The sequence below is a fragment of the Hymenobacter sp. UYCo722 genome (assembly GCF_040547115.1).
GTDB lineage: Bacteria > Bacteroidota > Bacteroidia > Cytophagales > Hymenobacteraceae > Hymenobacter.
In genome coordinates this window covers 81,990-94,175 of the sequence record NZ_JBEPPC010000007.1, presented here as the reverse complement: position 1 = coordinate 94,175, position 12,186 = coordinate 81,990, and the positions used below count along the sequence as shown (strand labels likewise).

Sequence of the window (12,186 nt, the reverse complement as noted above, 5' to 3'; positions counted from 1 at the left end):
GGCCCGTCTGGCCTTAACCAGTCATGCGGGACTCGTTCTTTACCATTTGGGGATGACCGGAATTGACAGCTTGCGCAAATTGCGGGTAAGCGTGCCAGGAGTTGATGGAAGCTCTCCTGTCAAAAAATCTATCAACAATCAACTGGCGACTATTCGTACGCCATGGCTGCCTAGTTCAGAATTAGGTAATTGCCATCGTGCCGCCCGGGTAAGTTTCTACACCTGGGAGTTCGGCGCGTCGTAAGTAGAAAATAGCCTTCGAAGAACTGTGATTCGGAGGTGAAACTCAACTGCAGATAAGGGAATCTCAAGGGCCTGACTGACGCCTGAGATTCTTCGAAAATTCAAGTCTGGATACGCACGTAGAAAGCACGTTGATTTCCTTGTCTGGACCAGGGTTCGAATCCCTGCATCTCCACTTTAAACCCCGTCTGCCTGGTGCAGACGGGGTTTTTCGGTTTCTGGGAGGCCGCGTTAGGGGATGCGCCGTTTTTCCGGTCAGCCTAGCTAATGGTACTGGCAGCAAACCAGTGTGGCAGGCTCCGCAGATAGTAAGCCACGAAGCCGGAAACGAAAAAAGCGGAGACCTATACGGCCCCCGCTTTCGCTAATTCGTTTCGCAAGTCAATTGCCGCTAAGGCGTTACCGTATAGAAAGTGTCCATGCCGGCCGCCGCGTGGTTGCTCACGTGGCAGTGGTAGGCCCACTGGCCCACATCGTCGGGTACCATGTCGGCCACCACGGCCACGGCGGGCAATATCTCAATCACGTCGGTGGTGCGCTGGCTCATGATGCTCACGTTGCCGTGCCAGTGCGCGGTGTGCACGCCCTGCACATCGCCGAAGCCCATCACGTACCAGCGCACCCGCTGGCCCTTCTTCATGGTGAGACCGGCGTTGTGGCTGCCCATAATATAGCCGTTGATGCTGTGCATCTTGTTGCTCATCATGAAATCATCGGTCATCGGCTTGGGAACACCCGGCAGGTACGTGGCGAGGTTGCGGGGCAGGTAGGGACTCAGGTTCTCGTCGAAGATGTTGTAGAGCGTCACAATTTCCCGGTCCACGTCGTTGGGCGTAGCATCGGCGTTGGCCTTATCGCGCCGCGTCACCACAATAGCTCCCACCATGCCCGCATTGAGGTCGGTTTGGGTGTTATTAACTCCCGAGTGATATACCCACACGGCCGAACTGCCTTCGTTGGGCCCCGGCCCCGAGCGCTCGCGGGCGAAGAAGCGGTAGAGGTGGGTGCCGCCGGGCTGCACGATGCCGTTGGAGTCGGTCGAGGAATTCATGGAGCCTTCCGAGGCCTTGCCATACAGGAGGCCGTGCACGTGGATGCTGGTGGTGATAGAGGTGCGGTTTTTCAGGACGACGTGCACCGAATCGCCCACCACGGCCCGGATTACCGGCCCGAGAATGCCCAAGTGGGTCCATTCCGGCTGAACGGCTTTGGGCGTAGAAAAGCTGGCATCGGTGTACTCCACGAAACGGGCCTTGAGGTAACGCCGGCCGATGCGCGGGGTAGGCCCACTGGGGATATTGACGGCGAACACCGAATCCATCTTGTTGAAGGGCCGACCCAGAAACACATTGCGGGCTTCCGATACGTAGTCCCACACGCCCTCTTCGGAGGCAATGTAGTAGGTGCGGGTTTGCGCCGGCGGCCCCGGCGCGGGGGTATCATTGTTGTCTTTTTTACAGCCGGCCAACGCCAGCAGCAAACCGGCACACAGGGCCAGACGGGAGAAAGGTAGTGTCATAAAATAAGCGAAAAGAAGGTTGAAAATGGAATTAATTAGGGGCTTAGGAAGCAAAAATCAGGAATAGGGGCGTAACTTCTTGTTATGCAACCCACTAACCGCTACTATAAGTGCAGCAAACTTTCGGAGGTCAAATTTCGCTACTTGCTGCGGCTCTTTGCCCTGGATTTGACCGCCTCGGACGCGGCTCGGCTCACAGGGCTGAGCATCCGCGCCGTCAATGCGCTCTACCTGCGGTTGCGCCACCGATTTCTGGCGTGGAACCCCGTGCCGGCCGAGCTAGCCGGGGCCGTCGAGCTCGACGAAAGCTACTTCGGCCCGCGGCGCGTACGTGGCAAGCGGGGTCACGGAGCCAGCGGCAAAACCATCGTCTTTGGCCTGTTCAAACGCGGCGGCCAAGTCTACACGGAAATCGTCCCCGACTGCTCGAAAAAGACGCTGCAAGCCATTATTCGCGGTAAAATTGACGTCTCGGCCATGGTCAACACCGATGGCTGGCGCGGCTACGACGGGCTGGTGGACGTGGGCTTCGACCGCCACTTCCGCGTTCGCCACGGCCAGGACGAGTTTGTGCAAGGGGCCTCGCATATCAACGGCATCGAGTCCTTCTGGAGCTTCGCCAAAGCCCGTCTCCAGCAGTTCAAGGGCGTGCCCAAACACACCTTTTTGCTGCATCTGAAAGAGTCCGAATTTCGCTTCAATCATCGCTACGAGGACCTCTATAAATTGCTCCTTAAATTACTTCGTCAACTGCCCCTGTAAACCGGTTTGCTTCCTAAGCCCCTTAATTATTATGGTGAATCATCAAGCAAAGGCAGTAAGCAACAGGTATAAATAATTTATCTAAACAATTGAATTTTAGATTATTAAATACCTTATATTTATTGTCCAATGCTGGCTATTAATTTATTTACGATATAAGGGTACGAGATATAGTCGGCCCAGGGTTGGTTATTTTTTCACTATCAGGTCCATGCCGCACTTGGGGCATTTGCCGGGCTGGTCGGCCACTACTTCGGGGTGCATGGGGCAGGTGTATTGGGTAGCCGTGCCAGCGGGAGCGGCCGTGCTGTCGGCGGCGGCCGTGGTGGCGGGGGTAGTCGTGGTAGTTTCGGTGGTGCTCTTGTTATCGGAGCAGCTGGTGGCGAAGGTGAGGCTGGCCAGGGCCAGGCTGTAGGTGAGAAGCTTTTTCATGAGGGTTGTTAAAAAAGGAAAATGAGAAAAATAAAAGGGCTGAACCGCAGCCCAAAACGGAGTCAAAATTATTGAAGGAACTACATGGCCATGCCGCTCATGTGGTCGTCGCCGGCGCCCTGGCGCAGGGTGAATTCGCTTTCCAGCAGGTAGGCCCCGGTGGTCACCACCGCGTCGCCGGCCTGCAGGCCCGCCAGCACCGGCACCGCGGTGCTGGTGCCCTCGCCGAGGCGCACCCGCACCCGCCGAAACTGCCGCTCACCGGTTTGCTTCCACACGTAGCTTACGGCCCCGTTGTGAATAACCGCGGCCGGGGGCACGTGAAGCACCGCTTCCGCGGCAGCAGAAGCTGCGGTGCGGGTGGTAGGGGCCGCCCGCAGGGCATTGAGCAACACGTTGGCCTGGGCCCCGGGCTGGAGGCGGCCGGCGGGATTGGGCACCTCGATGCGGGCCAGCGTCAGCTGGCTGCTGCCACTCAGCTCCGGGCTCAGGAATACGACTTTGCCCCGCACCGGGTTGGCTTGGCCCGGTACCTGCACGGCCACCGACTGGCCCAGGGGCAGCCGGTTGGCTTGGGCGGGGTAGAGCTGGGCTTCCACCCACACGCTGCTCAGGTCGGTGAGGGTGAGGATGGGGGAACCTTCGGCCACGTACTGGCCCTGCACCACAGCCAGGGTTTGCACCGTACCGGAGCGCGGGCTGTAGTAGGTCACCAGCGGGTTGGGCTTGCCACTGCGGGCCAGCTGCCGCAGTTGCGCGCCCGACACGCCCAGCAGGCGCAGCTTCTGGGCAGTGGCTTCGGCGAAGTGGCGGTAGGTGGGGTCGGCCACCAACAGGTCCTGGGCCAGGGCCAGCAGGTACTCGCGCTGCAGGGTTTGCAGCTCCTCGCTGTATATGGCGAACAGCGGCGCACCCTGGCGCAGCAGCTGCCCGGTCTGGCGCACGTAGAGCTTCTCGACCCGGCCCATCACCCGGCTGCTGATGCTCTCGGTGCGCCGGGCGTTGGCCGTGATGGTGCCCGTGAGCACAGCCGTTGGCGCGGGGGTAGCCGGAGCGGCTGCGCCACCCTGGGCGCTGCCACTCCCGGCGCTGTTTCCAATCAGCTGGGTTTGAATATTGCCCAACGTTACCTGCTGGGCCGTGAGCACGAGGTCGGCACCAGCGGCCGGGCCACCGGGCATGGCGGCCATTTCGGCGGCGGTCATCTTTTGAGCCGCGGGGCGACCCGAGGTCTTCACCAAGTCCATGCCGCAGATGGGGCAGCTACCGGGCTGCTTTTCGCGCACCTGCGAATGCATGGGGCAGGTGTAGACGGCGGAGGCCACGGCCGCCGGCTTCTCCTGAGCGGCGGGCGGCTGCACTGCCACCAGGTGCATGTGGCAGATGGGGCAGTCGCCCGGCGCCTCGGCGTGGATTTGCGGGTGCATTGGGCAAGTGTAGTAGGCGGCAGTGGTAGTCGTGGTGGCTGTATCCGGTTTGGTTTTTTGGCAGCCGACGGTTATCAGCGTTATCAGTAATATGACTAGCAGTTGTAAGGTGCGGCGGCGCGGCTGGGTCACCTCACCCCCGGCCCCTTTCCCGCAGAGCGGGGAGCCTGACGCTGTATAGTGCCGGCCGTTTAACATTAGAATGCTACTGCTAAATGCGTTACTCATGGGTTGTCGAGTTAGCAGCGTTGGCGGAGGTTTGAATAAACCCTTCGCTGTCGATGAGGTACTGGCCATTGGCGGCCACTTCGTCGGAGCCGGTAAGACCGCGCTGCACCTGCACCTGGCTGGCGGTGCGCTGGCCCACCTGCACGGCCACTGGCACGAACGTGGCCCCGCGCCGCACGAAGGCCACCTGCCGGGTTCCCAGGTCCACCACGGCGGCGCGGGGCAGCCAGAAGCTCCCGGCTGCGGCCGGAGCAGTGGTGGACACCAGCTGGCCGGTTAGGCGCTGGCCGCGCCGCAGCCGGCCTTGCGGGTTGGGCAGGTACACCCGCACGGCCGCCACGCTGGCCCCGGCGCGGAACTCGGGCTCTACCAAATCGAGGCGGGCGGTGCGGGGCGGCAGGCTGGTGCCTTCGGCCACTACGCGCAGCTGCTGGCCGGGCCGCAGCCGGCCCAGCTCGGCCGGCGTGGGCTGAAAAATGCCCCACACCTGGTCGGTGTTTACCACCTGAAACAGGGTTTGGCCAGTACTCACGTAGGCCCCTTCCGTGAGGGTGAGCGCCTGGGGCTGCGCCGGGTCGGTGGCCGAACTGCCTACTGGCCCGCTGGGTGCGCCGGCGCTCATACCCGCTTCGGGACTGGCACTCATGCCTCCGGCGGCAGTGGCAGCCGAAATTGGTGCGTTAGTCGCCAGTGTTTCTACCACGTAGCCATCGTAGGGACTGAAAACACCCACCCGATAGCTCGCCCGACGGGTGCGGGCCAGGTCCCGCAGCTGGCTTTCGGTGAGGCCGAGCAGCAGTAGTTTGCGGCGGGCTCCGCTCACCAGCGGCTGGTTACCGGCATCGTTGGTCAGCAGGAAAATATATTCCTGTTCAGCCGTCACCAGCTCGGGGCTGTAGAGTTCGAGTAGCTTCTGGCCCCGCCGCACGGGCTGGTAATTGAAGCGTACCGCCAACTGCTCGATGCGGCCACCAAAGCGGGCCGCCACCGCCCGGCTGCGGCGCGGGTCGTAGTCTACCACGCCGGGTAAGGTGAGCGTGTCGGCGGACGAGCCCTCGGCACCGGGGTGCACCGTGGCCACGGCCGCCAGCACGGCGGCGTTGGGGGCCTGGCTTACCTGGTCGAAGCCAGCGGGAGCGGCGGCGGCAGCGGCGTTATTGAGCACTTTGGGCACCAGGTCCATGCCGCAGATGGGGCACTGGCCGGGGGCCTCGCGCACAATCTGGGGGTGCATGGGGCAGGTGTACTGCATGGCCGCCGAGCTGGCCACCGGCTGGGCGGGGGCCTGCGACTCGGGGCCGTGGGCCTGGCCGTGGCAGCCGGCCAGCAGCGCCAGCGCCAGCAGCGGGGCTAGCAGCCGGGCGGGCCAATAGCGGCGGCGGGGGCTATTGCTCAAGTTCCTGGTCATAGCGCACGTGGAGGTTCATCATTTCATATTGGGTATCGAGGTATTGCAGCCGGGCCATCAGCCAGGCATCGAGGGCTTCGACCACGGCGGGCAGCTGGGCGGTGTTCTGCTGGTAGGCCAGCAGCGTGACCTGATACGCTTTACGCAGGGCGGGCAGCAGGTCCTGCTCGTAGCTGCGCAACTGCTCGCGTTGCACCCGCAGGTCCGATTGCAGGGTGGTGATGCGGCCGGCCGCGTCGTTGAGCAGGCTGGCGCGCTGCTGCTGCACGGCCCGGGCCTCGTAGCCCAGGGCGGCGGTGTTGGCCTTGTACTCGCGGGCCGCCCACGGCGCGAAAGGCAGCGTGACCATGCCCATGACGGTAAATTGGTTGGGGGTGCTGCCAATGCCGTTCATGTGGTCGTAGCGCAGGCCGTAATCGGGCCGGCGGCGGGTAGCTTCCACCTGCTGGCTGAGGCGTACTACGGCCAGGCTGCGGTCGAGGCGGCGCACGTCGGAGCGGCGGGCGGCTAGGGCGGCGGTGTCGGGGTACGGACCGCCAAACGCGATGGGGAGCAGCGTATCCACGGCAAATTCGTCTTCGGGGTTGCGGGCCATCAGGGTGTTCAGGCCGATGGTGTGCTGGCGCAGCTGGCCGTAGAGGCGGGCGTGGTCGTTGGTATGCTGGGCCACCCGCGCCTGCACCTGATAGATGCTGGGCAGCGTAGTCTGGTTGTAGGGGTAGCGGGCCTGGGCAATTTTCAGCAGGAAGTCGAGCAACTCGGAGCTTTCGTCCAGCACCTTCAGCTTCTTTTCCAGCACCACCCGGCCGTAGTACAGCGTGCGGGCCCGGGCGCGCAGCTCGTTGAAGCTGGCGGCCTGGTCGGCCTGCTCCACGGCGGCCTGGCTGGCCAGGTAGTCGCGCTTGGCGCGCTGCTTGGCGCGGTTGGGCAACATCTGCTCCACCGACACCATTTGCATGCCCATGCCCTGGCCGTTGTTCATCTCCTTAATGGGCCGCTGGTTGTAGGGCGTCATCCAGTAGCCGGCGCTGACCTTGGGCGGCTCCCAGGTGGCGGCCCCGGCCACGGCGGCGTCTTTGGCCCGGGCGCGGGCGTCGTACTGGCGCAGGGTGGGGTTGGCCTGCCGCACATTGCGCAGCACGGAATCGAGCGGCAGCAGGGGCTGCTGGGCAGCCGCAGGCAGCCGCAGCAGAACCAGCAGCGGCACCAAGGCTAGTAGTTTCAGGAGGTGTTTCATGCGTTTCATTGCCTGGATTTTATCCAAAAAATAGTCTGTCATGCTGAGCGCAGCCGAAGCATCTCTACCGCTGAAGTTATCATCTACTACTGCGGTAGAGATGCTTCGGCTCCGCTCAGCATGACGTGCTTTTCAATTTGTTAATTGACATCAATGCGTCACCGCCAGCACGTCCAGCTTGCCGAACTTGCGCAGCTCATATTCCTTGGTCATCAGAAAAATGAGCGGCGTGACCAGCAGAATGTGGGTCGAGGAGGTGAACACGCCGCCAATCATGGGCAGTACGATGGGCAGCATCACATCCGAGCCCGTGCCCGAGGCCCAGAGCACCGGCACCAGCCCGAACAGCGCCACCGACACGGTCATCAGCTTGGGACGCAGGCGCTTGGCTGCGCCGTTGAATACGGCATCGCGCAGGTCCTGCTTGGTGATGGTTTCACTCGAATTGCCCTTGGCGGCCACCAGCTGCTGCATGGCATCGTTGAGGTAGATGACCATGATGACGCCCGTTTCCACGGCCAGCCCAAACAGGGCGATGAAGCCCACGGCTACCGCCACCGACAAATGCACGCCGTAGAAATACACCATGTAAGCCCCGCCGATGAGGGCGAAGGGGATGGTGACCAGACTCAGCAGGGCCTCGCGAACCGAGTGAAAGGCGAAGTACAGGCAGCCGAAAATCACGACCAGCACAATGGGCAGAATGAGCAGCAGCGTGCGCTGCGAGCTGATGAGGTTTTCGTACTGCCCGCTCCACTCCAGGTAGTAGCCGGCGGGTAGCTTGCCCTGCATACTCTGCACCTTTTTCATGGCCTCGCCCACGGTGCCGCCCAGGTCACGGCCCCGCACGTTGAAGAGCACCGCGCCGCGCAGCTGGGCATTTTCGGAGTTAATCATGGGCGGGCCGTTTTCGAAGCGCAGCGTGGCCACGGCCGAGAGCGGCACCGGCCCGTAGGCGGTGGTCTGGATGGGGATGCGGCCCAGCGCGGGCAGGCTGTTGCGGAAGTCTTCGGCCAGGCGCACCCCAATGGCGAAGCGCCGCCGGCCCTCCACGGTGCTGGCTACCGGCGCGCCGCCAATGGCCATTTCCACTACCTCGTTCACCTGGTCGACGGTGAGGCCGTAGCGGGCCAGCTGGTCGCGCTTGAGGTCGATTTGCAGGTACTTGCCGCCGGTGATGGGGTCCACGTACAGGTCCTCCACGCCGGGCACGCCGTTCAGCGCCGCCCGCACCCGCTGCGACACCTGGTAGATGGTATCGAGCTGCTGGCCATACACTTTCACGCCCACGTCGGTCCGAATACCGGTGCTCAGCATGTTGATGCGGTTGATGATGGGCTGGGTCCAGCCGTTCACCACGCCGGGGATTTGCAGCTTGCCGTTTAGCTCCTCAATCAGCTTGGCTTTGGTCATGCCGGCCCGCCATTCGGCGCGGGGCTTGAGCTGGATGATGGTTTCAATCATGCTCAGCGGAGCGTTGTCGGTGGCGGTGCTGGCCCGGCCGGCCTTGCCGAGCACACCCTTCACCTCGGGCACCTGCATGATGATGCGGTCCTGCACCTGCAGAATGCGCTTCACCTCGGTGTTCGACACGTCGGGCTGGGTGATGGGCATGAACAGAATCGAGCCCTCGTCGAGCGGCGGCATAAACTCGGTGCCCAGACTCAGCAGCAGCGGAATGCTGATGGCCAGCAACAGCAGATTGATGGCGATGGTGGTTTTGCGCCAGGTCAGGCACCAGTTGATGAGCGGGGCATACACCCGTTCCAGCCCCCGGTTGATGGGGTTTTGCTCCTCGGTTTTGAACTTGCCCTTCATAAAAAAGGACAGCAGCACCGGGGCCAGCGTCACGGCCAGCACGGCGTCGATGAGCAGGATAAAGGACTTGGTGAAGGCCAGCGGGTGAAATAGCTTGCCCTCCTGACCGGTGAGCAGAAAAACCGGCAGAAACGACGCCACGATGATAATCGTGGAGAAGAAAATGCCCCGCGACACCTGCTGGCTGGATTTCTCGATAATGGCGAGGCGCTCGTCGTTGGTCATGGTTTAGGAGATAATTAAGGGTACTCAGCACGTCATGCTGAGCGTAGGCGCAGCCGCAGCCGAAGCATCTCTACCGCTTCGTTGCAACGATTGGGTTAGTGTTGCGGTAGAGATGCTTCGACAGGCTCAGCATGACGTTCTTTTGCCACCTGAATTGGCCCGCTCGCCGCCGCCGCTTCCTCCGCCGCCTGGTGAAGCGCCAGGTTGCGGTAGGCATTCTCGGCCATCACGATGCCGTTATCGACAATCACGCCGATGGCCAGGGCGATGCCGGTGAGCGACATGATGTTGGAGGAAATGCCAAAGGCATTGAGCAGGATGAAGCTGGCGGCGATGGTAATTGGAATCTGGAGCAGGATGCTCAGGGCGCTGCGCCAGTGGAAGAGAAACACCAGCACCACCAGCGACACCACGGCCATTTCCTCCAGCAGCGTGTGCTCGATGTTGGCCACCGATTCCTCGATGAGGCCACTGCGGTCGTACACGATATCGAACGAGACGCCGGCGGGCAGGCCCTTGGCCACTTCGGTCATCTTGGCTTTTACGCGGGTGATTACCTCGTCGGCGTTCTCGCCGTAGCGCATCACCACGATGCCGCCCACGGCCTCGCCCTGGCCGTTGTGGTCGAAGATGCCGAGGCGGGCTTCGCCGGTCATTTGCACAGTGCCTAAGTCACGCAGGCGCAGCGGCACGCCGCCCGGGCGGGTGAGCACCGGCACGTTTTCGAGGGTGGCCACGTCCTGCACGTAGCCGTTGGTTTTGATGATGTAACCCGTGCCGCCCTGCTCGAATTTGCGGCCGCCGGCCTCGTTGTTGTTCTGGCGCACCGCCGCTAGCACCTGCGGCAGGCTCACGTTATAATAAGTGAGCTTGGTGGGGTCCACGGTCACCTGGTACTCGGGCTGGAAGCCGCCGAAGCTGGCCACCTCGCTCACGCCGGGTACGGTTTGCAGGCCAAATTTCACGTACCAGTCCTGCAGGGCGCGCTGCTCGCCCAGGTCCAGCTTGGGGGCTTTGAGGGTGTACCAGAGCACGTGGCCCACGCCCGTACCATCGGGGCCTAGGGTGGGCGTGAGGCCGGCCGGCAGCAGGCGCTGGGCGTAGTTGAGGCGCTCCAGCACCCGCTCCCGGGCCCAGTAGATATCGGTGTTATCGTTGAAAATGACGTACACGAAGCTCATCCCAAACATAGAAGCGGCGCGCACGGCCCGCACCTGGGCCAGCCCCTGCAGGTTGGTTACCAGCGGGTAGGTTACCTGGTCCTCGATAATCTGCGGCCCGCGCCCGGCCCACTCGGTGAACACAATCACCTGGTTCTCCGACAGGTCGGGAATCGCGTCAATCTTGCTGGCCCGGATGGAGAAAACACCCCACACCAGCAGCCCGGCCGCCAGCAGCAGCACCACGCCCCGGTTGCGCAGGGAAAGGGAAATAAGTCGTTCAATCATTTGATTATTAGCTGGTAGTTGAGGAGGATAGTCGGAGCTTTATTAGTACGTCATACTGAGCGCAGTCGAAGCATCTCTACTGCTTCGTTGCTTTCTGCTTTGATTACTACTGCGGTAGAGATGCTTCGACTGCGCTCAGCATGACGTTCTCGTAAACAGCCCAAAAACAGCCGTACGCGCGAAAGCCCCACGGCCAAACGGCCGGGGGCATCGGGCAACACCCAAAAGCTAAATCAGGAAGGCATGGCCCCGCACGTAGGCGGGGCAAGCGGGCGGCGGGGCAGCGGTAGCCCGCAGCGGCGCGGCCGGCTCATCGGCCGGGTAAGTGAGGACAGGCAGGCGAAAGGCCAGCCGCAGCGCGGCGGGAGGTGGCACCGCCACAGGAACCGACAGCTTGAGCTGCGCGGTAGTGAGCTTCACATCCTTGAGGGTGCTGCTCAGCTTTTGGTCGTGGCAGCAGCCGGCGGGCTTTTTGGGCAGCGGGCAGCAGCAAGCCGCCTCGTGGGCCACGGAAACCCCAGTCATTGCTGACCCACAGAAGTGCATGCTGTAGACCAACCCAGGGCTGGACAGCAAGTAGCTTACGAGTAGGAATAGACTGAGGAAGCGCTTCAAGGCAGTAGAGCAACGAGTTAGCGGAATAAATAGCCGCTTACAAAGATACGACGGCTGGCTAGATAGGGTTTACACAATTCAGCAGCACCCTTGCATAATTGTGCCCATCATTCTGATACAACCGGCCAGCTGCAACGCCGGCTGTTTCCATTTCAGCCGGACCAGCAAAAGCAAGGAAAACAGGAAAGGGAAAGAAAGGTGACATCTAATTGCCCATCATTCCACCTTAACCCAACTCCGAGTATGCTAGGCTCCTACCCCGCCTGCACCTCGTGCTGCCGCCGCAGGGGCACGTCCAGCAGCATGGGAACTCCCTGAATAAGGGCCAGCAGGATGAACTGGTACCCTTTTAGAAAATCGTGATTGACGAGCAGCAGCCCGGCTCCGATTAGGTTGAGCAGCGCCGCCCCGGCGTACAGCCGCTTGCGGGCGCTGCCCTCCACCACGGCGGCCGTGTAGGCAAAGCCCGCCGCGCCAAACAGGAACCACAGCGTATGAAAGCTAAAGGGCATCAGCGCCTTGGCCTCGGCGGCGTGGACCCCAACGTTTTCGACCACGGCCAGCACCGTAGTTCCGGCCCACACCCAGACCAGGGCGTTGGCCCGGCTGCCCAGCAGCAGCGACATGACCACGGGTATGAGCATGGCCCCGGCCCAGGTCCAGAGCACGGCATCGTGGCCGTGTTCCAGGGTATGACCAAAATATTCGGTGAGCAAGTAGGCCCCCGTGACAGTGAGGCCCCACCACAGCAGCAGGGATTGACGGGTGAGGTTCATGCGGAGAAGGTTGAAAAGAGGAAATGACGGGCCGGGCTATGGGGCCGG

Annotated in this window: 10 protein-coding genes and 1 other RNA gene; 2 read left to right on the top strand and 9 right to left on the bottom strand. The window is 62.3% G+C overall.

Going from position 1 to position 12,186, the window contains the following annotated elements; translation table 11 throughout:
- Positions 1-48 precede the first annotated feature (48 nt).
- Positions 49-421: a transfer-messenger RNA gene (ssrA, locus tag ABIB44_RS15985) on the top strand.
- Between the two features lie 213 nt (positions 422-634).
- Here the strand turns inward: ssrA and ABIB44_RS15980 are convergent.
- Complete coding sequence (locus tag ABIB44_RS15980) at positions 635-1,762, bottom strand: multicopper oxidase domain-containing protein (protein WP_354585666.1); 1,128 nt, start codon at positions 1,760-1,762, stop codon at positions 635-637.
- Positions 1,763-1,846: 84 nt separating this feature from the next.
- Between ABIB44_RS15980 and ABIB44_RS15975 the strand changes: the two genes are divergently transcribed.
- Positions 1,847-2,524 carry an IS1595 family transposase gene (locus tag ABIB44_RS15975; RefSeq protein WP_354585665.1) on the top strand — a complete coding sequence of 226 codons (678 nt, stop codon included), beginning with the start codon at positions 1,847-1,849 and terminating at the stop codon, positions 2,522-2,524.
- Between the two features lie 189 nt (positions 2,525-2,713).
- Here the strand turns inward: ABIB44_RS15975 and ABIB44_RS15970 are convergent, their stop codons facing one another.
- The 8 genes from ABIB44_RS15970 to ABIB44_RS15935 form a co-directional block, all read right to left on the bottom strand.
- Positions 2,714-2,956 (bottom strand): heavy metal-binding domain-containing protein, encoded by a 243-nt coding sequence (locus tag ABIB44_RS15970; protein WP_354585664.1) that lies wholly within the window; start codon positions 2,954-2,956, stop codon positions 2,714-2,716.
- A gap of 80 nt (positions 2,957-3,036) precedes the next feature.
- Entirely contained in the window at positions 3,037-4,581 is a 1,545-nt protein-coding gene (locus ABIB44_RS15965; RefSeq protein WP_354585841.1) for a heavy metal-binding domain-containing protein, read from the bottom strand.
- A 22-nt stretch (positions 4,582-4,603) separates the two neighbouring features.
- Positions 4,604-6,019, bottom strand: coding sequence for a heavy metal-binding domain-containing protein (locus tag ABIB44_RS15960; RefSeq protein WP_354585663.1), 1,416 nt, complete (start codon positions 6,017-6,019; stop codon positions 4,604-4,606).
- Entirely contained in the window at positions 5,997-7,256 is a 1,260-nt protein-coding gene (locus ABIB44_RS15955; RefSeq protein ID WP_354585662.1) for a TolC family protein, read from the bottom strand. The genes ABIB44_RS15960 and ABIB44_RS15955 overlap by 23 nt, the downstream gene beginning before the upstream one ends.
- A 150-nt stretch (positions 7,257-7,406) precedes the next feature.
- On the bottom strand, positions 7,407-9,299 hold the full coding sequence (locus tag ABIB44_RS15950) for an efflux RND transporter permease subunit (protein WP_354585661.1): 1,893 nt from the start codon (positions 9,297-9,299) through the stop codon (positions 7,407-7,409).
- A gap of 95 nt (positions 9,300-9,394) precedes the next feature.
- Positions 9,395-10,747 (bottom strand): efflux RND transporter permease subunit, encoded by a 1,353-nt coding sequence (locus ABIB44_RS15945; RefSeq protein WP_354585660.1) that lies wholly within the window; start codon positions 10,745-10,747, stop codon positions 9,395-9,397.
- 228 nt (positions 10,748-10,975) lie between these two features.
- The gene (locus ABIB44_RS15940; RefSeq protein WP_502916500.1) at positions 10,976-11,362 is read right to left on the bottom strand and encodes an HYC_CC_PP family protein; all 387 of its coding nucleotides are present in this window, start codon (positions 11,360-11,362) and stop codon (positions 10,976-10,978) included.
- A 254-nt stretch (positions 11,363-11,616) separates the two neighbouring features.
- Entirely contained in the window at positions 11,617-12,138 is a 522-nt protein-coding gene (locus ABIB44_RS15935) for a hypothetical protein (protein ID WP_354585658.1), read from the bottom strand.
- Positions 12,139-12,186 lie beyond the last annotated feature (48 nt).